This window comes from Actinomycetospora termitidis, from assembly GCF_030286555.1.
GTDB classification, from domain to species: domain Bacteria; phylum Actinomycetota; class Actinomycetes; order Mycobacteriales; family Pseudonocardiaceae; genus Actinomycetospora; species Actinomycetospora termitidis.
Map to the genome: position 1 here is coordinate 714,137 of NZ_JASVWF010000002.1, position 20,036 is coordinate 734,172.

At 74.3% G+C, this 20,036-nt stretch carries 21 protein-coding genes; 4 read left to right on the forward strand and 17 right to left on the reverse strand.

The window, feature by feature from the left end; translation table 11 throughout:
- Positions 1-18: 18 nt before the first annotated feature.
- Together QRT03_RS11335 and QRT03_RS11340 are read right to left on the reverse strand one after the other, a co-directional pair.
- Positions 19-714 (reverse strand): response regulator, encoded by a 696-nt coding sequence (locus QRT03_RS11335; RefSeq protein ID WP_414638285.1) that lies wholly within the window; start codon positions 712-714, stop codon positions 19-21.
- 600 nt (positions 715-1,314) lie between these two features.
- Positions 1,315-1,911, reverse strand: coding sequence for a DUF3000 domain-containing protein (locus QRT03_RS11340; protein ID WP_286052854.1), 597 nt, complete (start codon positions 1,909-1,911; stop codon positions 1,315-1,317).
- A gap of 124 nt (positions 1,912-2,035) precedes the next feature.
- Between QRT03_RS11340 and hemE the strand changes: the two genes are divergently transcribed.
- Genes hemE through QRT03_RS11360 form a run of 4 tightly spaced genes read left to right on the forward strand, consistent with a single transcriptional unit; the run spans position 2,036 to position 6,680 of the window.
- On the forward strand, positions 2,036-3,130 hold the full coding sequence (gene hemE, locus QRT03_RS11345) for a uroporphyrinogen decarboxylase (protein WP_286052855.1): 1,095 nt from the start codon (positions 2,036-2,038) through the stop codon (positions 3,128-3,130).
- A complete protein-coding gene (gene hemG / locus QRT03_RS11350) occupies positions 3,127-4,560 on the forward strand; it encodes a protoporphyrinogen oxidase (protein ID WP_286052857.1) in 1,434 nt (477 codons plus the stop codon). Before hemE ends, hemG begins: the two co-directional genes overlap by 4 nt.
- Before the next feature lie 45 nt (positions 4,561-4,605).
- A complete protein-coding gene (hemQ, locus tag QRT03_RS11355) occupies positions 4,606-5,295 on the forward strand; it encodes a hydrogen peroxide-dependent heme synthase (protein ID WP_286052858.1) in 690 nt (229 codons plus the stop codon).
- Positions 5,296-5,318: 23 nt separating this feature from the next.
- Positions 5,319-6,680 (forward strand): DUF2252 domain-containing protein, encoded by a 1,362-nt coding sequence (locus tag QRT03_RS11360; protein ID WP_425604817.1) that lies wholly within the window; start codon positions 5,319-5,321, stop codon positions 6,678-6,680.
- 1 nt (position 6,681) lies between these two features.
- Here QRT03_RS11360 and msrB read toward each other — a convergent pair whose 3' ends face one another.
- The 15 genes from msrB to QRT03_RS11435 all read right to left on the reverse strand — a co-directional run bounded on the left by msrB (position 6,682) and on the right by QRT03_RS11435 (position 19,970).
- On the reverse strand, positions 6,682-7,098 hold the full coding sequence (gene msrB / locus QRT03_RS11365; protein WP_286052860.1) for a peptide-methionine (R)-S-oxide reductase MsrB: 417 nt from the start codon (positions 7,096-7,098) through the stop codon (positions 6,682-6,684).
- A 36-nt stretch (positions 7,099-7,134) separates the two neighbouring features.
- The gene (locus tag QRT03_RS11370) at positions 7,135-7,821 is read right to left on the reverse strand and encodes a hypothetical protein (protein WP_286052861.1); all 687 of its coding nucleotides are present in this window, start codon (positions 7,819-7,821) and stop codon (positions 7,135-7,137) included.
- 214 nt (positions 7,822-8,035) lie between these two features.
- The gene (locus tag QRT03_RS11375) at positions 8,036-8,647 is read right to left on the reverse strand and encodes a COG1470 family protein (protein WP_286052863.1); all 612 of its coding nucleotides are present in this window, start codon (positions 8,645-8,647) and stop codon (positions 8,036-8,038) included.
- On the reverse strand, positions 8,637-9,263 hold the full coding sequence (locus tag QRT03_RS11380; protein WP_286052864.1) for a phage tail protein: 627 nt from the start codon (positions 9,261-9,263) through the stop codon (positions 8,637-8,639). The genes QRT03_RS11375 and QRT03_RS11380 overlap by 11 nt, the downstream gene beginning before the upstream one ends.
- A gap of 25 nt (positions 9,264-9,288) precedes the next feature.
- Complete coding sequence (locus QRT03_RS11385; RefSeq protein ID WP_286052865.1) at positions 9,289-11,226, reverse strand: putative baseplate assembly protein; 1,938 nt, start codon at positions 11,224-11,226, stop codon at positions 9,289-9,291.
- Complete coding sequence (locus QRT03_RS11390) at positions 11,226-11,648, reverse strand: GPW/gp25 family protein (RefSeq protein WP_286052866.1); 423 nt, start codon at positions 11,646-11,648, stop codon at positions 11,226-11,228. The genes QRT03_RS11385 and QRT03_RS11390 overlap by 1 nt, the downstream gene beginning before the upstream one ends.
- Position 11,649: 1 nt before the next feature.
- Entirely contained in the window at positions 11,650-11,931 is a 282-nt protein-coding gene (locus tag QRT03_RS11395) for a PAAR domain-containing protein (RefSeq protein ID WP_286052867.1), read from the reverse strand.
- Between the two features lie 10 nt (positions 11,932-11,941).
- Complete coding sequence (locus tag QRT03_RS11400; protein ID WP_286052868.1) at positions 11,942-13,711, reverse strand: VgrG-related protein; 1,770 nt, start codon at positions 13,709-13,711, stop codon at positions 11,942-11,944.
- A complete protein-coding gene (locus tag QRT03_RS11405; RefSeq protein ID WP_286052869.1) occupies positions 13,708-14,472 on the reverse strand; it encodes a CIS tube protein in 765 nt (254 codons plus the stop codon). Before QRT03_RS11405 ends, QRT03_RS11400 begins: the two co-directional genes overlap by 4 nt.
- Positions 14,473-14,475: 3 nt before the next feature.
- Positions 14,476-14,928, reverse strand: coding sequence for a phage tail protein (locus tag QRT03_RS11410; protein ID WP_286052870.1), 453 nt, complete (start codon positions 14,926-14,928; stop codon positions 14,476-14,478).
- Between the two features lie 24 nt (positions 14,929-14,952).
- Entirely contained in the window at positions 14,953-17,334 is a 2,382-nt protein-coding gene (locus QRT03_RS11415; RefSeq protein ID WP_286052871.1) for a hypothetical protein, read from the reverse strand.
- Positions 17,331-17,489 carry a DUF6760 family protein gene (locus tag QRT03_RS11420; RefSeq protein ID WP_286052872.1) on the reverse strand — a complete coding sequence of 53 codons (159 nt, stop codon included), beginning with the start codon at positions 17,487-17,489 and terminating at the stop codon, positions 17,331-17,333. The genes QRT03_RS11415 and QRT03_RS11420 overlap by 4 nt, the downstream gene beginning before the upstream one ends.
- Complete coding sequence (locus QRT03_RS11425) at positions 17,486-17,923, reverse strand: hypothetical protein (protein ID WP_286052873.1); 438 nt, start codon at positions 17,921-17,923, stop codon at positions 17,486-17,488. The genes QRT03_RS11420 and QRT03_RS11425 overlap by 4 nt, the downstream gene beginning before the upstream one ends.
- A complete protein-coding gene (locus QRT03_RS11430; RefSeq protein ID WP_286052874.1) occupies positions 17,923-18,351 on the reverse strand; it encodes a phage tail protein in 429 nt (142 codons plus the stop codon). The genes QRT03_RS11425 and QRT03_RS11430 overlap by 1 nt, the downstream gene beginning before the upstream one ends.
- A 35-nt stretch (positions 18,352-18,386) precedes the next feature.
- On the reverse strand, positions 18,387-19,970 hold the full coding sequence (locus QRT03_RS11435) for a phage tail sheath family protein (RefSeq protein WP_286052875.1): 1,584 nt from the start codon (positions 19,968-19,970) through the stop codon (positions 18,387-18,389).
- Positions 19,971-20,036: the final 66 nt, after the last annotated feature.

Below are 20,036 nucleotides of genomic sequence, written 5' to 3' on the forward strand. Positions count from 1 at the left end.
TCGGGCTCTCGTCGGTGCTCAGCGGATGACGCCTGCCCGCATGGCCAGGGCGACCATCTGGGCGCGGTCGCCCGTGCCGAGCTTGCGGCCGATCCGCGAGAGGTGGCTCTTGACCGTGAGGGCGGAGAGGCTCAGCGCCTCGCCGATCTCCTTGTTCGACCGGCCGTCCGCCACCAGCTGGAGGACCTCCACCTCGCGGGCCGAGAGCTCCCGGGGCGTGTTGTCCGTCGCCGGCACCCGCGTGCCCGCGGCGAGCAGCGGGGCGACCGAGGGGTCGGCGTAGAGGCCGCCCTCGAGTACGCGCCGCACGCCGTCGGTGACGATCCCGGGTGAGGCGGACTTGAGCAGGTAGGCCTGCGCCCCGGCCTGGAACGCCGCGCGGACGGCGGACGGGTCGTCCGACGCCGCCAGGACCACGATGCGGTTCCACCCCTGGGCCCGCAGCTCCGCGATCAGGTCCAGGCCGGACCCGTCCGGGAGACCGAGATCGAGGATCGCGAGGTCACAGGGACCGGACGCGAGCGCCCGGGTCCGCGCCTCGGAGATCGAGGCCGCCTCGTGCACGGTGCCCGCGCCCATCGAGGACAGCCGCTGCGCGATCGCCTCGCGCAGCAACGGGTGGTCGTCGACCACCAGCACCGAGAACATCTCTTCCCGCGGATGCGGGACCATGGCCGGTGGCAGCAGGCCACTCGCGACGCCGCGCAGTGCCATGCCTGGGCCCACGGTAGCCACGTCAACTACCTCCCTGAAGTCGGTCTTGCCCCCCGACGGACACACCAGGAACCCCGGTCGCCGACCGCGCCGCCGAACGGCCGAGGAAGTGCGTCGCGAGAGAACATATCCCCCCTGGCGAGTTAACGAGAGCATTAGGGCCAACTTCGCTCGGTGGAGTTTCGCCCGTTACGGCTCCGCGGTCACTCCTTGGTGTGTCTCTCGCACTCTCCGTGTGCTCGTGATGACACTGTGTGTAGCGATCGTGACTGAGCGTGCGCAAAGGCTCTGTTCGCCGGAGCGTCGCTGCGCTCATCGGTCCAGTCTCATCTGAGTAACGGACGCAACACCGTGGCAGCGTTCGGAGTCGCATCCGTGATCCGCTCGCTGCCCCTCGTTCACCCGGCGCGACCAGCGGCCGACGGTCGGGAACCGCACGCACGCGGCCGGGGAAAAAGTCGGGATCGGAACCAGTGGTACCGGGAAAGTGCTGAGAGTTCGCTGAATGGTGAACGGGATCGGGCGTCGCGAGTTGAGACGCCGGAAGCGTCGGCGTCTCGTCCGAGAACGAACCCGATGGTCGCCGAACGTCTCCCGGCGTCATCCGAGCCGGCGCGCCCCGAGGCTCGCGACCCCCACCGGCGGCAGTCCCGCCGCCGTGGCGAGCACCGTCGTGAAGGCGGTGCCGTGCTCGGTGAGGTCGACCGGCCCGTCGTCGGGCACCGGGGTCCAGGACGCGCGGAGCTCCAGGTCGCACACCTGCGCGGGCCCGGAGATGTCCCCGAAGCGCACCGACGAGGTCTGGGTGACCGTGCCGCCGACCGCCGTGGCCGGGGCGGCGCTCTCCTCGAGGGCGCCGGTGAGCCACGACCAGGCCACCTCGGGCAGCATCGGGTCGTTCGCGTGCTCCGGGTCGAGCTCGGCGCGCACGAAGGTCACCAGGCGCAGCGTGCCGTCCCAGGCCTCCTGGCCCTCCGGGTCGTGCAGGAGGACCAGGCGGCCGGTCACCAGCACCTCCGGTTCCGGGTCGGGCCCGGCGGCGGGGGAGACCACCTCCGCGCTCCACGCGGCCGACCACGGCGCGAGCCGTTGCGGGGCGCGCATCTCGCGCAGCTCGATCTCGGGGCGGGGGCGCAGAGCGGCGAGCGACTCCACGGCCCGGCGGAACGTCTCGGGGGCGGTCGCGGGTGCCGTCACCCGCCGGAGCGTAGGTGGCCCCCGCCACGCGCGGGAGCCCGACGCGCCGGGGCCGCGCCACGCCGACCGACCGGGCCACGCCCACCGACCGGGCCACCGGCCCGGCTGGCAGACTGGCAGCACCATGAGTGCGCCGACGGAACCCGACCCGAGTCCCGTCGTCGCGCCCGCCCCGACCGGCCCTCGTCGGGACCTCCCCGGGTCCGCGTTCCTGACGGCGGCGCGGGGCGGGACGCCCGCGCACGTGCCGGTGTGGTTCATGCGCCAGGCCGGCCGCTCGCTGCCGGAGTACCGGCGCGCCCGCGAGGGCACCGCGATGCTGGAGTCCTGCCTGACCCCGGACCTGGCCTGCGAGATCACCCTGCAGCCGGTCCGCCGCTACGGCGTGGACGCCGCGATCCTCTTCTCCGACATCGTCGTGCCGCTCAAGGTGGCCGGGGTCGGGGTGGACATCGTCGCGGGCACCGGGCCGGTCATCGACGCGCCGGTGCGCACGGCCGCGGACGTCGCCGCGCTCCCGCACCTCGACCCCGCGCAGGCCGAGCCGGTCGCGCAGGCGGTGCGGCTGCTCGTCCACGAACTCGGCGGGACGCCGCTGATCGGGTTCGCGGGCGCCCCGTTCACCCTCGCCTCCTATCTCGTCGAGGGCGGGCCGAGCCGCAACCACGAGCGCACCAAGGCGCTCATGCACGCCGACCCCGCCACCTGGCACGCGCTGCTCGACCACCTCGCCGACCTCACGCTCGGGTTCCTCCGCGCGCAGGTCGAGGCGGGCGTCGACGCCGTCCAGCTCTTCGACTCCTGGGCCGGGGCGCTCTCCGAGCGCGACTACCGGGAGCTGGTCCTGCCGCACTCGACGAAGGTGCTCGCCGGGCTGTCCGACGCGGACCTGCCGCGCATCCACTTCGGCGTCGGCACCGGCGAGCTGCTCGGGGCGATGGGCGAGGCCGGCGCGGACGTCGTCGGGGTGGACTGGCGCGTCCCCCTCGACGCCGCCACACGCCGGGCCCCGGGGAAGGTGCTGCAGGGCAACCTGGACCCGGCGGTGCTGTTCGCGGGGCCGGACGTCGTCGACCGCGAGGTGCGCCGGATCGTCGCGGAGGGCCACGCGGCCCCCGCCCACGTGTTCAACCTCGGCCACGGGGTGCTGCCCGACACCGACCCGGACGCGCTCGCCCGGGTCGTGGACCTGGTGCACTCCCTGCCCGTCCGCGCGTGAGTCCCGGGGCTCCCCGGGTCGTCGTGGTCGGCGGCGGGGTCAGCGGCCTGGCCGCGGCGCACCGGCTGCGCACCCGGCTCGGCGACGCGGCCACGATCACCGTCCTGGAGGCCGCACGCACCCTCGGCGGCAAGCTCGCCGCGGTGGAGCTCGGCGGGCTGCGCGTCGACGTGGGCGCGGAGGCGTTCCTCGCGCGCCGTGCGGAGGCCGCGGACCGGCTGGCCGAGCTGGGGCTGGCCGACGACGTCGTGCACCCGTCGGCGGCCTCCTCCGGCATCCGGGCGGGCGGCGCCACCCACCGCATGCCGCCCCGCACCGTCATGGGGGTCCCGGCCGACCCACCCGCCGTCGGGACCCTGCTCTCGGAGACGGGGCGCGCCGCGCTGGACGCCGAGGCGGGGCTCGGCCCGGTGGCGTGGTCCGGCGACGACACGGTCGGTGCGCTCGTGCGGGCGCGCCTCGGCGACGAGGTGGCCGACCGGCTGGTCGACCCGCTGCTCGGCGGCGTCTACTCCGGGCGCGCGGACGCGCTCGGCGTGCGCGCGACCGTCCCCGCCCTGGCCGCCGCCCTCGACCGGGACCCGACGTCGCTGGTGGGCGCCGCCCGCGCCGCGCTCCCGGCGGCGCCCCCGGACGGCGTCGCCCCGGCCCCCGTCTTCGGCACGCTGCGGACGGCGCTGGCCGACCTCCCGCCGGCGCTCGCCGTCGCCGCCCGGGCCGACGTCCGGCTGGCCCGCACGGTGACGGCGGTGGCGCCCCACGAGGGCGGGTGGCGGGTCGTCGCCGCCGGTCCGCGGGGCGACGAGGTCCTGGACGCCGACGCCGTGGTGCTCGCGGTGCCCGCCCCGGGGCTGCGCCGCCTGCTGGCCGACGTCGCCCCCGACGCCGCGGGTGCCGCCGCCGGGATCGAGCTGGCGTCGTCGGCCGTCGTCGCGCTGGCCCTGCCGCCGGACACCGACCTCGGGTCGCGCTCGGGTGTGCTCGTCGGCTCGGGGGAGCGCCGCCCGGACGGGACGCCCTGGACCATCAAGGCCGTCACCGTGTCCTCGGTCAAGTGGCCGCACCTGGTCGGGGACGAGGCCGTGGTGCTGCGGGCGTCGATCGGGCGGTACGGGGAGACCGGGACGCTGCAGCGTGACGACGACGAGCTCGTCGCCGCTGCCCGCGCCGACGTCGCCGCCCTGCTCGGGATCGACGTCGAGCCGCTGGAGAGCGTCGTCGCCCGCTGGGGCGGCGGGCTGCCGCAGTACGGCGCCGGGCACGACGCGCGGGTGGCGAGGATCGAGTCGGGCCTGCCCGACGGGCTCGCCGTCGCCGGCGCCGCCCTGCACGGCGTGGGGGTGCCCGCGTGCCTCGCCACCGGGGACGCGGCGGCCGAGCGGGTCGTGGCGCACCTCTCCCACCGCACGAGGGGAACCCTCGAGCGATAAGAGCGCTCGGATCCTCCCCTCACGGCTGCGTGGCACGATGGGGTCGTGGCGCGGCTGAACTACGACGAGCTGAACTCGACGATCCGGTACGCGATGTGGTCGGTCTTCCGCACCGACCAGGCGAAGCTCCCGGACGACCGGCGCAACGCCGCCGAGGAGTTCGCCGCCGCGGTCGACGAGCAGGAGTCCAAGGGCGTCGTCGTGCGCGGGGTGTACGACCTCGCGGGCATGCGGGCGGACGCCGACTGGATGGTCTGGACCCACGCGACCGACGTCGAGTCGCTGCAGGCCACCTACACCGCGCTGCGCCGCACCGCGCTGGGCCGGGCGTCGGAGCCGGTCTGGTCGAACACCGCCCTGCACCGCCCGGCGGAGTTCAACAAGAGCCACGTGCCGGCGTTCATCGCGGGGGAGGAGCCGCGCGGCTACCTCTGCCTCTACCCGTTCGTGCGGTCGCTGGACTGGTACCTGCTGCCCGACGAGGAGCGGCGCCAGATGCTCGCCGACCACGGCAAGGCCGCCCGCGGCTACGCCGACGTCCGGGCCAACACCGTCCCGGCGTTCGCGCTGGGCGACTACGAGTGGATCCTCGCCTTCGAGTCCGACGAGCTGGACCGGATCGTCGACCTGATGCGCGACCTGCGGGCGACCGAGGCGCGCCGCCACGTGCGCGAGGAGACGCCGTTCTTCACGGGCCCGCGGGTCGCCCCGGGCGCGCTGCTCGCCCTGTCCTGACCCGGGCGGGCCATGATGCTCGCGTGACTCCCGCCGCCGACCTCTCGGCCCTCGGCACCGACGACGACGAGGCCCGCACCGGCTTCATCGTCGACACCCTCACCGACGCGTTCGCCGACCTCATGACGGCGAGCCCGGCCGCGTTCCGGTCGAAGTTCCGCAAGATGGCGGCCGACCCGTTCGCGTTCTACCGCGGCAGCGCGTGCCTGTTCTACGCCGACGTCGTCCGGCTCGACGACCCGTGGGCCGACGAGCGGACCTCCCGGGTGTGGATCCAGGGCGACCTCCACGCCGAGAACTTCGGCACCTACATGGACGGCGAGGGGGCACTGGTCTTCGCGCTCAACGACTTCGACGAGGCCTACCTCGGCGCGTTCACGTGGGACCTGCGGCGCCTCGTGGCGAGCGTGGCGCTGCTCGGCTGGTCGAAGGCGTTCTCCGACGAGACGGTCTCCGAGCTGGTCACGACGTACGTGCGGGCCTACCTGGCGGCGCTGCGCTCGTTCCACGGCAACGCGGGGGAGCTGACGCACGCGCTGCGCCGCTCCGGGACCGACGGGGCGGTCCGGGCGGCGCTGCAACGCTCGCGGGAGTCGAGCCGGGAGGCGTTGCTCGCGTCGATCACCGAGATCGAGGGCGACGACCGGGTCTTCCGCTCCGGGCCGGGGGTGCGGCGGCTCGAGGCCGGGGAGCGGGCGGAGGTCGTCGAGGCGTTCCGGCGCTACCTGGATACGATCCCGGCCGGTCAGCGGCTCCCGGACGTCGCCTACGAGGTGGTCGACGTGGTCGGCCGCAGCGGCTTCGGGATCGGCAGCGCCGGCCTGCCCGCCTACAACGTGCTGATCGAGGGCTTCAACGAGGCGCTCGACAACGACGTCGTCATCAGCATGAAGCAGGCCGTCGTCGCGGCCCCGAGCCGTGTCGTCGCCGACGAGCGGGTGGCCTCCGCGTTCGTCCACCACGGGCACCGGACCGCGCTGTCCCAGCGCGCGCTGCAGGCGCACGCCGACCGGCTGCTCGGCTGGACCGAGCTGCGCGGGATCGGCTACGTCGTCTCCGAGCTGTCGCCGTACGAGGCGGACCTGGACTGGGACGACGTCACCGAGCCCGCCGACGTCGCGGGCGTGCTCGGCTACCTCGGGCACGCGACCGCGCGGGCGCACTGCGTCGCGGACCGGGACGCCCGGGAACACACCGACGCCGACCTGGTCGGGTTCCAGGTCGAGGAGGCCGTGCTCGCCGTCGTCGGCGGCCGGGAGGACGAGTTCGTCGCCGACCTCGTCGGCTTCGCCCACGCCTACGCCGGGGTGGTGCGCGACGACCACCGCCGCTTCGTCGAGGCGTTCCGCTCCGACCGCATCCCCGGCGTCAGCGGGACCGCGTGAGCTACTTCGGCTCGAGGCGCAGCGAGACCGAGTTCATGCAGTACCGCTGGTCGGTGGGCGTGCCGTAGCCCTCGCCCTCGAACACGTGCCCGAGGTGGGAGTGGCAGGTCCCGCACAGCACCTCGACGCGGCGCATCCCCATCGACGAGTCCTCGCGCAGGATGACGTTGTCGTCGGCCGAGGGGGCGTAGAACGACGGCCACCCGCAGTGGCTCGCGAACTTCGTGTCCGAGCGGAAGAGCTCGGCGTCGCACGCGCGGCAATGGTAGACGCCCTCGGTGAACGTCTCGTCGTACTCGCCGGTGAACGGCCGCTCCGTGCCGGCCTGGCGCAGGACGTGGTACTCCTCGGGCGAGAGCTGCTCCCGCCACTCGGCGTCGGACTTCTCGACCTTCGGCTTGCCGATCGCACTGCTCATGCGTCCAGGCTAATACGCGACGCGAGGTCGGGAGCCTCAGCGGAAGTCGACGAGCGCGAGAGCGCCCAGGCTCGTCTTGTAGAAGATGGTCGACGCCTCACGCCACCGACGTCGGCGCAGGAGGGTGCGGACCGCGACGGCGACCAGGATCGGCACGTCTTCCGCATCGAGCAGACGGCGCCATTCGCTGCGCGAGGGCCTGAAGGTCGGCTCGGCGAGAGACCGGAGGACGTCGGCCCCCGCAGGTTCCGTGTCCGCGACCTGATCGGCGAGAGACTCGATCGCCTCGTTCACGTCGGCATGGATCCGGCGGACCTGGTCCCGATCAGGACCGCGGAGGTAGAGCCGGATCACATGCCCGACAGCCGTCAGTGGTCTGCCCTCGTCGACCTCGGCGAGGAGGTGTTCCGGGTCCGCTGCCTCGAAGAGCCTGTCCTGGGCGCCCGCCAGGACCTCCACCGGGTCGTGGTCCGGGCCCCTCTCGGCGCGTCGTCCGAGTCCCGTGGGCCGGCGACCGCGCGAGGTCCGGGCGTACACCTCGCGCCGTGCGGCATCGCGCTCGGCGACCCGGTGGAGCACGACGATGCCGACGACCAGAACCATCACGAGTACGAGGATCAGAGCGGCAGCGATGAGAACGACCGAGACGACGAGGTCAGCGACGGCCTCGAATCGGACGATCGCCCAGACGAACAGAGCAGCCGCCGCCGCGAGGAAGAGCATGCGGACGACACCGCGGAGGCGTCGGCTGGAGACGATCGCCAGGACGACTGAGAGGACCACGGCGAACAGCGGGTCGCGGAGGACGGCCACAACCGTGTCCCAATTCATCATCGAACTCCACTGCTGTTACCGTGCGTGTTCTAAAGCCTTCGAACCCATCCTAGGAATGCCCCTCCGTCACCTCTTCTGCCGAACGAGTCTTACCGCAACGGGGTTACCCGGGGTCACGGGAGTCGGTAGTGGCCGAACGGGTGATGAGAGCCCCGCGGACTCCGATCGGATCGTCGACGGTCGGGTGGACCACCACCCGGAACGACCTGGCTCCTCCCACCTCGCGCCACAGCTGTCGCGGCGACCGCACGCGGATCTGGCTGACGGCCTCGCCACCCGGGAACACGGCGAGCGTCTCCGGGCTGCAGGAGACGGTGAGGTCCTCGGCGTCGCCCCGCCCGGCGACGGTCGCGCGAACGACCTCGTTGCCGTCGTTGCGGAGCAGCAGCTCGAACGTGCCGGACCGCCCGTGCCGGACCGACGGGAAGAGCCGGACGTCGAGGCCGCGGAACCGGGCGATCTCGAGGACGCCCTCCGTCGTCGCGTGCTCCCCGGGCTCCGGGGCGCTGACCAGCAGCCCGACCGGCGTGGCGCCGCTGCGCACGTGCGGTGCCCGGGGCGGGTGCAGGTGGAGGGCGACGAGGGCCCGGCCGCCGGCCGGCACGGTCACGCTGGGCGGCTCGAGGGACGTCCAGCTCTCGGCGCTGCCGAGGACCTGCACCGCGTAGCGCCGGTCGTCGGGACCGGGGTTGAGGACGACCGCCTCAACGATCACGTGGCCGCCCGGCTCGATCGGGATCGGCGTCAGCGGGAGGTGGATCCGTGGCGGCACCGGCAGGTCTCCTCTCGGGGAGCACGTCGACCGAGACGGCGAGGTGGGCGGGGACGAGGCGGGCGACGAGGGCGTCGAGGCGGGTGCGGTCCACCGTCGCGGGGTCCGCGACGTGGACGACGACGTGCACCTCCGCCCCGTCCGATCCGGGCGGGCGGCTGCCGGGGGTGCGCGACCAGCTCACCCCGCCGCCGTCGGTGACCTCGACGCGTCCGCCGGTGAGGCACCGGACGTGGTCGGCGACCCCGGCGGGGGTGCCGCGGCGACGGTGGATGGCTGCGGCCTCGGCGACGAGGCGACGGCGGTGCTCCACCGGCCAGCCGGTGTCTCCCGCGACACCGACCCATCCGGCCAACCAGTCGAGGACGTCCTCGGGCGCGACGAACGGGTCGAGGTAGGCGGGCAGGTTGTCCAGCGTGACGAGCACGGGCGTGAGCAGGTCGTCGAGCGCCGAGGTGAAGCGGTGGACGAAGCCGTCGCCGTCACTGTCGGCGTAGACGCCGGGCAGGCGCTCCTGCAAGGGGTGCGGGCTCGGGAACCCGGTCAGAGTGCCGCGCACGGTGACCTCCCCACGATCGGCGGGGTCACGACGGGTCCACCCGGACCTGGTGGTCGTAGGAGAGCGCGAGCGCATTCGGGTCGAGGTCGAGCCGGTGGACCGGACGGGTCCGCGCACCGCTGCCGAGGTCGGCCGCGAAGAGCTGCACGTCCTGCACGGCCTCGACCCCGGACACGCGCTGGAGCACGGCGAACACCTCGCCGAGCTGCACGGGCCGACCGAAGGGCCACCCCTCGCCGTCGGGACCGCCGTGCAGGGGGTGGAGGAAGCGGCGCAGGGCGTCGGTGGTCCGCTGCTCCACGCGCTCGAGGGTGGCTCGCCGCCGGGCGGTCACCTGGGCCACCACGGTCACGCCCTGGTAGCGCGGCGGCTCGACGACGACCCGGGCGCCGAGGCAGCGCCGGGCGTCGAGGTGGGCCCGGATGGCCTCCAGGGTCCGATCGGAGGGCTCGAGGTCCGCGGGGGCGAGCTCGCGGTCCCCGACGTCGACCCGCGGCACCACGAGCACACGGACCGCGTCCGACCCGGTCGCGGGCACGCAGCGGACGCGGGCGACGTCGGGCGCGGCTTGGCGCGCGAGCAGCTCGTAGTCCTCCCGGGTCACCGCCCGCTCGCGGGTCCGCAGCCCCAGCGGCCCCCGGATCGACGCGTCCTCGACGCCCTCCTGGTCGGTGCCGCCGGCGGCGGGGTGCCGGTTGACCACCGAGGACACGAACGGGACGGGGGAGCGCTGGTCGGTGATCCGGCCCCGGGCGACATTGCCGCGCCGGCCGCCCCCCGAGCGGTAGGACGGGACCCGGAGGGTCGCGCCCTTCACCGGGACGGCCCCGAAGCGGCGCAGGGAGCCGTCCGGTTCGCGCACCGCGGGGCCGAGGACGATCTGGCCTGCCACCGCGTCCAGGACGAGGTGCCGGTCGTCGGGTCCGGAGTCGGCGAAGCTGTCGACCTCCCACCACTCCTCCGGGTCGTCCCGGGGACCGCTCTCGACCAGCAGCGGCTGGTCGCCGGGCACCACCGGCCCGTGCTGGAGGGAGAACCGCTGTCCGGGCACCCCCTCGGAGACGCCGATGACCTCGTCGCGCGTCTCCTCGGCGTGGATCACGGGCACGGTCCCGCCGACGACCTCGGCGGTCAGGGCCCGGACGCGGGGCGGGCTGGTGTACGACGGCCGGCCGGGCCGGGGCGGGGTGACACGGCACCGCAGCCATCCCGCCCGCTGCCGCAGGACCGTGGACCACGTGTGCGACGGGGGCACGTGCAGCACGACGTCGCCGGAGCGGTTGAGCCCGCCGGTGTCGTCGCTGCCGAGCTCACAGGCCGTCCAGCCCTCCCCGTCCCAGGCCTCCCACGCCCAGGGTGGGTCGCGAGGGTCCACGCCGTGGCCCTCGACCCGGGCACCGAAGCGCAGGAGCAGCATGCAGCCGGGGACCGGTTGCGTCAGGCCGACCAGGAGCGCGTCCCCCGGGTGCGGGTCCTCGGAGAAGGCCGGGATGCCGTCGTCGAGGCGCAGGGCGCCCGTGCGGTCGACGGGACCGCCCGAGGCGGGTGCGGTCACCAGCGCCTGGAACGCGGCCGGGGCGATGCGCAGGTCGTGCAGCGTCGTGAACACGACGGGTTCCTCGGTCTCGGTGCGCGGCGTGGCCACCGCGGTGCCGCCGGGGACGACGACCGATTCGGGCTGGGCCGCCGAGAGCCGGAACGTCACGTCGGTCCGCGCGGCCGTCGGGGGGTGGGGTCGGACCCCGAGGAGGTTGAGGAAGTGGCGGTAGTGCAGCTCGGGGACCCGGTTGAGGCGGTAGATCAGCTGGTCGACCATCGACGCGACGGCCTCGATCAGGGTCACCCCGGGGTCGGACACGTTGTGGTCGGTCCACTCCGGGCACCGCTGGGCGACGAGGCGCTTGGCGTCGTCGACGAGGTCCTGGAACTGCCGGTCGTCGAGGGCGGGCACGGGGAGGGCCATCACGCACCGCCGTCGAGGGCCCGGTCCCGCGCGGGGATCGTGTAGAAGGGGAACACCAGGTTGCGCGGGTCGTCCTCGTCGCGCTGCCGGTAGCGCACGTCGATGAGCAGGGTCCCCTCCAGCGTGGGGTCGACCGAGACGTCGACCTCGTCGAGCTCGATACGGGGCTCCCAGCGTTCGAGGGCGCGGCGCACCTCGTCGGCGATCTGTCCGGCCGTGCCGGCGTCCGCCGGCGCGAACACGAACTCCTCGAGGGCGCAGCCGAACTCCGGGCGCATCGGGCGCTCGCCCGGGGTGGTGGCGAGGATCAGCCGGATGCTCTGCCGGATCTCCAGGTCGCCGGACACGAGGGCGATCCCCCCGGTGACGTCGGTGGCCACGGGGAACCCCCAGCCGGCCCCGACGAACGCGTGGTGCCGCATCTCAACCCCCGATCAGGACGATGGGGGCGCCGGACAGGATCGGCGCCCCGCACCCGGTGAGGTCGCCCGCGCGCGCGGCGGGGAGGCCGCCGACGAGCACCGTCGACGAGCCGGTGACGACAGTGCTCGGCGGGTGCGGGCCGCCGGGCGGCGGCATGCTGCACACGTGCGGGGTGCCGATCGTGGCGGCGGGCAGGCCCCCGACGAGAACGGTCGGGACCCCGGGCGGGCCGAGGACCCCGGGGTGTCCGGTCGGGTCGCCGACGCGGGCCGCTGGACGCACGACGTCTCCTTCAGTTGATCCGGACGGGGGTGCCCTGCACCGAGACCGGTCCGGTCGCGGTGAGCTCGGCCGACGCGGTTCCGCCGACCTTCACGCGCGGCCCCTCCACCTCCACGGACGTCGTGCCGTTCACCGTCACCTGCGCGCCCTTGAGGGCGAGCGTGCCGGTGCCGGCGTCCACGGTGATCCCGCGCCGGGCCGCGATGCGCACGGTGCCCGAGGAACTCAGCGTGATCTCGTCGCCGGTCCGGTCGAGGGTGAGCACCTGGTGGTCGTCGTCGGTGGCGAGCTCCACGGCGGACCGGTCGGCGGTCTCCACGAGGTCGAGCCGGTGGCCCGTGCGGGACACGAGCCGACGCCCGCCGACGCGGCCGGTGCTGCGGTCGACCGGTTCGTAGCCGCAGGACGCGGGGGCGTCCTGCCCGTTGTAGAGACCCCCGAGGACGTAGGGACTGTCGAGGTCGCCCTGCTCGAAGCCGACCAGCACCTCGTCGCCCACCTCGGGGAGGATCATCGCGCCGCGCTCCTTCCCCGCGCCGAGCTGAACGGTGCGGGCCCAGCCGCTGCTGTAGTGCTCGCCCAGCCACGGGAAGGCGAGCTTGACCCGGCCGATACGCCGCGGGTCGCGGACGTCGGTGACGACGCCCGGCACGAGGCCCGGTGCGGCGCGCTCGCGCCCTCCCGTCGTCAGGCCGTAGAGCGACCTCTCCTGTCCTCCCGACGCGGTGAAGGCCGTCGAGTAGCCCACGTCGTCGGAGAAGAGGTGGCGGGTGGTGGTGAGGGTGTAGGTGCCCTCGAAGGGCGCCCCCACCCCCGCGAGCGACACCGCACTGCCGGCCCGCAGGGCCGGGTTGCCGCGGGCGACGCCGTCGAGCTCGGTGGCGGCGCCCGCGATCTGCTCGGCGAGGGCCCGGGCCGCGGTCCGGACACCGTCCTGGGTGCGGTACGGGACGTCGGTGGCGACGACGGTGCCGTGGCCGAACTCGCGGGCGAGTTCCTGCGGGTCGGCGCCGGTCGCCGCGGTGGTCGCCCGGGCGGGGGCCGTGGCGGTGACCGCGCGCTTGGCGAGCGGATCCCACCCGCGGACCTCGACCTCGTCGACCTGCTCGGCGGAGCTGACCGAGGCGTGCAGGACCGTGAGGTTCCGCCCGGCCTCGAGCACCTGCGGGTCGCGCAGGGCGCGGGTGCCGGCCCCCGCGGCGGCGGTGGCGGCCGTCGGGCGGCAGAAGGACAGGGTGCGGTCGACGACGCTGACCTCGGTGCCCGCGGTGTCGGCGAGCCGCCGCAGGAACTCGCCGTCGGAGACGTTGTCCTGCGTGATCTGGGTGTCCGGCGGCGGGGAGGTGAGGCCGTCGACCTGCCCGACGCGCAGGCCCGCGCGCTGGGCGACCGTGCGGACGACGTCGCTGACCGACATGTTCGCGTAGGCCTCGACGCGGCGGCCGCGATACAGGCGGTGGGCATGGTCGTAGCCCCGGACCTCGGTGACCGACCCGCCGTCGTCGATCTCGGCCCCGAGGGCGGTCACCTCGCCGCTGAGCAGCAGCTGCGGTGCGGCCGCGTCGCTCGTGCGGACGCGCAGCCGGACCGCGGCGCCCACCCGGAAGCGGCCCGCGGCGAGCACGGTCCGGTCGGGATCGCGGAACCGGAGCACGAACAGGTCCGGGAGCAGGCGGCTGTCGTCGACGTAGGCGTAGGTCATCCGGACCGCCACCTCGGGCCGTAGGTCCGCCCCGTCGACCTCGACCAGCAGGGTGCTGGTGATCTGCTCGTTGCTCATCCGGTGCCACCCTCGGCCAGTTCCTCGAGCGAGGGCACGAGGAGGGCGCGGCCCACCGGGAGCCGCATCGGGTCGTCGATCCCGTTGGCGGCCGCGATCGCGCGCCACCGGGTGGGGTCGCCGTAGGAGCGGTGGGCGAGCGCGGCGAGCGACTCACCGGGCTGGAGGACGTGGGCGGTACGGGCCGACAGCGAACCCGACGTCGGGTTCTGGCCGCCGACCTCGCCGCCCATCTCCTCGAGGGCGATCGTGCAGACCGCGCGCACGGGGAGGCCGCCGGGGGTGAACAACGTGTAGCGCGCCGAGACCGTCGTGACGTGGGCCGGGAAGCCCGTCAGGGCCCCCCAGCGGAACACCACCCACGGCGGGGACGCCTTCTGCTGGTGGCGCGTGGCCTCGGTGGGCACGCAGCACGCGAAGAGCTTCTCGACGCGACGCACCACGCTGTCGTCCATCGAGCGGCTGGCGTCGAGGAACATCTCCAGCGAGAGCTTGGCGGGCTCGGCCCCCAGGAACTGGGGCGCGCCGCTCTTCTGCGCGCTGCGCTCGGACTCGCGCTTCCACTTGGCGGTCTTCGTCAGCGTCAGCTCCCGCGGGTTGAACTGGAACTCGACCCGGTCGGCGACCGGACCCGGCGTCGACCGGGTGCCGCCCGGCGGCGGCGAGCGGATCTCGAGGTGGGCGTACTCGAGCTTCGAGTTGTGCCGCTTCGCCGTGGCCGACCCGGCGCCGGCCGCGCCCATCACCGTCGGGAGGGGCATCGGTCACCGCCCGCTCGGGGGGAGGAAGCCGTGGTGGGCGATCTCGATCGTCTCGGTGGCCACCTTCGGCGAGTCCGGCGAGAGCGACGGTCCGCTCCAGCGGACCGGGACGACGTCGAGCAGGTCCCACTGCGCGACCAGGTCGCCGTCGAGCGTGAGCGCCTTGATGCACCCGGTCTTCTCACCGACCCCGGTGACGACGCTCGAGATCCACCGGGCGATCTGGGCGCTCTCCCGGGTGACGGGCCGGCTGAGCTTGATGGTCGAGTACTTCACGCGGGAGGGCAGCTGCCACACGAAGGCGTTGTTGCCGCCCTCCTCGCGCTGCTCGAGGACGACCTCGCAACCGAGGCCCTCGCAGCCGTTGAACACCCCGAGGCTCTGGTCGTCGATGGTGACCGTGAAGCACACGCTCACGGCGGGGTCGGCGGTCCGCGGGGTCACCGGTGTCGTCACCGTGCTCCTCCTGGGTGGTCGGGGTCAGTGGCGGAGATCGGAGAGCAGGCCGCGTCGCTCCCGTTCGAGGCGGAGCTCGGCACGCAGCCGGCGTAGCAGCGGGTCGAAGAGCGTGCGGGCCAGTTCCTCCGGGGACGGCGGAGCGGGCGCGGGCAGCGCCGGTGCGCGAGCGTCGGCCTGCCGCTCGGTCGGTACGAAGGACTCGGTCGCCGGGGTCGGTGGTGTCGGTGGCGGCGGCGGTGGCGCTGGTGGGGGCTCGTCCGGGACCCGCTGCACGGCGGCGGGTGGCGGTGGGAGCGGCAACGGCGCGAGGGGACCGGCGGGGGAGCCGGTATTGGGGACGGGCACCGCGACGACGGCCGGCGGAGCCGCTGCCAGGGGCCTGGTGCCGGCGGGAGCCGTCGGGGGGTGGGCGACGACCAGGGAGTGTTCCCGGGTGGTCACCTGGGTCGGGGGACTCGTCAGCGCGAGGGGTCCGAGCGGCTCGGGGCCCGAGGCGTGCGCTCGCTGGATCGGCCGGCCGATCGTGGGGTGGGCGAGGAGAGGCCGGACCGGGCCGGTCGACGTCCCGGGAGCGGACGGGACCGGGGCCGGCGCGTCCCCTCTCGTCGGGGGAGCGCTGGTCGCGACGGCCACCCGGGGTGGCGTGGCGGTGGCGGTCGACGGGCCGCCGACGGTGCTCGACGCGACGGGTCGGCTCCCGAGCGGGATCGAGGCCGGCGCGCGCTGGACCGGGGGTTCGGAGACGCCGTCGGTCGAGCCGGAGTCGTCCGGGCTCGGAGTCGGTAGGTGTGCATGGTGCAGGAGGGTGTCGATCGCGCTCTCGTCCAGGAGCGGGCGCACGGTCTCGTCGGGCCCGGACTCGTCGGCCGCCTGACCCGTGGCGTGCGCATGATCGGAGGAGAACGGACGCAGGGAGCCGGTCGGTCCACGGTCGTCCGACTCGGGGCTCGATGGGCGCGGGTGGTGTCGCAGGGGCCCGATCGCGTCGTGGTCGTCGCCAGCGAGTCGGAGCACAGTGTCGGTGGGCCCGCGGTCCTCCGGGTCCGGATTTGATGGGTGGGTGTGGTGTCGGAGAGAACCGATCCCGCCGTCGGGGAAGAGTGGGAGCACGGTCTCGGTCGGCCCGCGATCGGGCTCGATCGGGATCGGTGCCGCGGCGTGGGTCCGCTGTCGCGGTTCGAGCGTGTCGTCGGCGGGCGACCGGCCTGCCGACCCGTGGCCGGGTGCCACCGGCGGGAGCGGAGCGGAGGGGGCAGGCCCAGATGCGTGCGCTCGCTGCAGGTGCGGCTCGTCGGCCCCGGCGTTGGCGTCGGCGTCGGCGTCGGCGGCCAGCTCGGGTCGGGACGGGGCCGGGTGTGGCGCGTGCGCCTGCTGTACCGGGAGGCCGATCGGACGGTCGGAAGAGAGCGGCTGGACGGAGGCCGCCGACCCGTCGTCGGGACCGGGCGGGATCGCCATCACGTCGCCGACGACGGGCGCGACCGTCCTGTCCCCCGCGGCGTCGGTGCGCTCGCGCGCGGGCGTCACGGCCTCGTTCCGCGGGGCACCGAGGCCGGGCCGACGCGTCGCCGGTGGCGTCACCGGCAGCGCCGATGGCCCGACGACCGATGGCGATTCGCCAGTGCCGAGCGCACGTTGGACCGGCGAGGCGTCGAGGGGCGGTTGCAGCCCGGGTCGCCGCGCAGGCCCGTCCACCTCGCCCGGCCGGTCGGCCATGGCCGGGACAGGGGGTGGCGGCGGACCGCCGGCGGGTGCCGGCTCGGGCGTCGTCGTCGGGACGGGAGCGCTCGCCGCCGACAATGGCTCGACTGGCGGTTCGCGAGTCCCCTCGCTGAGCAGCGGCGCCTCGTCCGGGGCCGCGAGCTCCGCGTCCGATCCCACCGACGGGAGGTCGGCGGCCGGCGCCGGCAGGACCGTGGGCGTGCTCTCCCCGGGGAGCGTCTCGACCGTCCGTCGTAGCGCCTGACGCGGGGGCGGGGAGGGGGCGACAGACCGGACGGGGGCCGCGGACCCGTCGTCGGGAACGGGGGTCGGCGCCGGCTCGGGCCGGGCGAGGGGCATGAGCGCGTCCAGAACCCGCTGGAGCCCTCGCCGCCGCGGAGGTGCGGGGCGGGGCGCGAGGAGCAGGGGGTCCGTGGTGGCCGGACGCTCGACCGGGCGGGCGAGGTCGTGGACGACGCCGGCTGGTGCGTCCGCGTCGAGGAGGTGCCCGAGCGGCGCCAGGAAGGACGGGTCGCGCCAGCTGGTCAACGTCGCGGTGAACGCGTCGCGGGATGCGACCGGTGCGATCGGTCCCACGACCCGTTGCAGGGGCGCGACGTCGGTCCAGGCCCGGGCGGGCAGGACCGCCGGGGACGGGCGGGCGGTCGCCGGTCGCCGCCAGGGGAACCGCACGGTGCTCACACCCCCTGTCCCATACGCGTGTGGATGCGGCCGATCTCTTTCACCCACTGGGCGCGCTCGGCGTGCTCGAGATCGAGGATGGCGTCGAGGGACCAGTGGAAGTGGTACGCGACGTACGCGACCTCCTCGTGGAGGCGGTCGGCCGCGTACGTCACGATTCCCCCAGGCGCCCACCGCCGAGATCGACGTCGAAACCGTGCTCGCAGTTCGGGCAGGCGACCGGGACACGGGTGTGCCCCTCGGCGTTGATGCGCCGGTAGAAGTCCTGCAGGAACGCGAGATCGGCGGCGAAGAAGTCCTCGACGACGCCCGCATGGACGTCGGTGACCGTGCCGATCCGCGTGATGACCCGGGCCAGCAGCACCACGGTGAGGAACGCGGCGTTCTCCCGCACGCGGTCGTCGCGCAGGGGGATGAGCTCGTCGCGCGCCGTCGCCAGCCGCATGACCCCGGAACGGTGCAACGTGCCGGACTCGTCGACGTACCCGCGCGGCAGTTCGAACGCGAACTCGGTCCGCATCGTCTCGCGCGGCTGCGCCTCGCTCGTGGCGTCCGCCACGGGATCGACGGCGCTGAGGGCCCGCCGCATCACGCGGGCGCCATCTCTTCGTACGTGACCGTCAGCTTCTCGGTGAGCACGTTGGTGTCCCCGGCCTTGAGCGTGCCGATCTCCAGCTTCGACGGCCACGCATTGGTCAGGGTGTAGCGCTTGAGCGGGGTGTTGTTGTGGTCGTAGACGACGACGGCGCCGCTCTTCCGGGCGTCCGGCATCTTCCCGAACCGCGAGTCCTTGATCCACTTCTCGAAGCTCGTGTCGTCGGTGAGGCCGCGGGTCAGCACGACCTGGCCGGCCTTCGGGCGGCCCGGGAGCTTCTTGATGACGTACTTGCCGGCGGCGGTGTTCTCCTTCAGTTCGATGACGTCCTGCTCCATCGTCAGGCCCGACACCTCGGTGATCTGCTTGATGGTGACGCCGTCGACCTCGAGGCCGAAGGTGTGTCCGACCGAGGAATCCATCTCGGGAAGTGGCATGGCTGATCGCCCCTCTCAGGTCATTCGTCGACGGCGCCGGAGCCGCCGCTGAACTGGGCCAGCCGGAACACGACGAACTCGGCCGGTTTCACGGGCGCCACTCCGATGTCGCAGATCACCTGACCGGCGTCGATGACCTCGGGCGGGTTGGTCTCGTGGTCGCACTTGACGTAGAAGGCCTCGTCGGGCGTCGTCCCGAACAGGGCGCCCTTGCGCCACTCGGTGACGAGGAAGGCGCCGATGGTGCGGCGCAGGCGGGCCCACAGCGGTTCGTCGTTGGGCTCGAAGACGACCCACTGCGTCCCGGCGAGGATCGACTCCTCGAGGTAGTTGAACAGGCGTCGCACGTTCAGGTAGCGCCATGCCGGGTCCGACGAGAGCGTCCGAGCCCCCCACACGCGCAGGCCCCGCCCCGGGAAGCCCCGCAGGCAGTTTACGCCGATGGGGTTGAGGAGGTCCTGCTCGCCCCGGGTGACCCCGAGCTGGAGGCCCGTCGCACCGCGGATGATCTCGTTGCCCGGCGCCTTGTGGACCCCGCGCGTGTCGTCGTTGCGGGCCCAGATGCCGGCGAGGTGACCGCTCGGGGGGATGAAGGTCGGTCCGCCGCTCGCCGGGTCCTGCACCTGGATCCAGGGGTAGTAGAGCGCCGCGTACTTGGAGTCGATCCCGGCGTCGTCCTGCAGCCAGCTCCGCACGCCCTGCGCCGAGAGCGCCGGCGGCGGGTCGAGGATCGCGACGCGGTCGCCCATCTGCTCGCAGTGGTCGACCATGGCGCGCTGCACGGCGCGCACCCCGTCGTCGTCGATCACCCCGCGCTGGTGGGCGCTCATCAGGTCCGGCGCGGCGACCATCGTGATCTCCTCGATGGCCGCGAGCCCGCCCATGCCGGTGCGCTCGCCGACATCCCCCGCGAAGTCGCCGGGCTCGAGCCGGGCGGGCGTCGGGGCGGCGGGGGCGTCGGGGCCGAGGGTGACCGAGCCCGGCTCCGGCGACTCCGTCGTCACGCCCGGCGCGATCTCCTCGACCGTGATCAGGCCTGACCGCTCCGTCAGGACGGTGACGACGTTCTCGTCGCCGCGCGCGACGGTCAGCCGCTCGTAGCTCTCGACGGTCTGGTTGCCGCGCTTCACCAGGAGACCGAACGAGCCGGGCGGCACGTCCTCGCCCTCGACGGCCGTGAACTCGAGGGTGACCTCGCCGGCCCCGTCGCCGTCGGTCCGCACGCCGAAGCGGAACCCGCCGCGCACCGTCTGCGACGACTCGGCAGCCGGCCGCGAGGACGAACGCCGTCCCTGGCTCCTGGCTCGTCCGTCGCCCCGGCCGTTCGACGACGGGTCGCCCGACGATCCGACGCGGACGACGTAGCAGCTGCCGCCGCCGTTCTGGAAGAACCCGTACACCGCGTGGGCCAGGTACATGCCGTCGACGAACTCGCCGAACAGGCGCGTGTACTGGCTCCAGTTCGTGACCAGTTGGGGCGCGTTCACCGGCCCGGTCTCGGCGAAGCCGACGAACGCGGCGACGGCGGTGCCGACGCCCTCGATCGGACGCGAGCTCGGCTCGACCTCCTGGACGTACACCCCCGGCGAGAGGTAAGTGGGCATCGAGCCTCCTCGTCGACCCTGATCCGGCGTCGACCAGCCTCTCCGCCGGCCGCGCCGTCGAGGACG

What these genes read in the sequence shown, in the direction of transcription:
- QRT03_RS11335 (WP_414638285.1), bottom strand. Translation starts at nt 714, where the DNA reads ATGGCACTGCGCGGCGTCGCGAGTGGCCTGCTGCCACCGGCCATGGTC.
- hemE (WP_286052855.1), top strand. Translation starts at nt 2,036, where the DNA reads ATGAGTGCGCCGACGGAACCCGACCCGAGTCCCGTCGTCGCGCCCGCC.
- msrB (WP_286052860.1), bottom strand. Translation starts at nt 7,098, where the DNA reads ATGAGCAGTGCGATCGGCAAGCCGAAGGTCGAGAAGTCCGACGCCGAG.
- QRT03_RS11370 (WP_286052861.1), bottom strand. Translation starts at nt 7,821, where the DNA reads ATGCTCTTCCTCGCGGCGGCGGCTGCTCTGTTCGTCTGGGCGATCGTC.
- QRT03_RS11385 (WP_286052865.1), bottom strand. Translation starts at nt 11,226, where the DNA reads ATGGCCCTCCCCGTGCCCGCCCTCGACGACCGGCAGTTCCAGGACCTC.
- QRT03_RS11390 (WP_286052866.1), bottom strand. Translation starts at nt 11,648, where the DNA reads ATGCGGCACCACGCGTTCGTCGGGGCCGGCTGGGGGTTCCCCGTGGCC.
- QRT03_RS11400 (WP_286052868.1), bottom strand. Translation starts at nt 13,711, where the DNA reads ATGAGCAACGAGCAGATCACCAGCACCCTGCTGGTCGAGGTCGACGGG.
- QRT03_RS11405 (WP_286052869.1), bottom strand. Translation starts at nt 14,472, where the DNA reads ATGCCCCTCCCGACGGTGATGGGCGCGGCCGGCGCCGGGTCGGCCACG.
- QRT03_RS11425 (WP_286052873.1), bottom strand. Translation starts at nt 17,923, where the DNA reads ATGCGGCGGGCCCTCAGCGCCGTCGATCCCGTGGCGGACGCCACGAGC.
- QRT03_RS11430 (WP_286052874.1), bottom strand. Translation starts at nt 18,351, where the DNA reads ATGGATTCCTCGGTCGGACACACCTTCGGCCTCGAGGTCGACGGCGTC.
- QRT03_RS11435 (WP_286052875.1), bottom strand. Translation starts at nt 19,970, where the DNA reads ATGCCCACTTACCTCTCGCCGGGGGTGTACGTCCAGGAGGTCGAGCCG.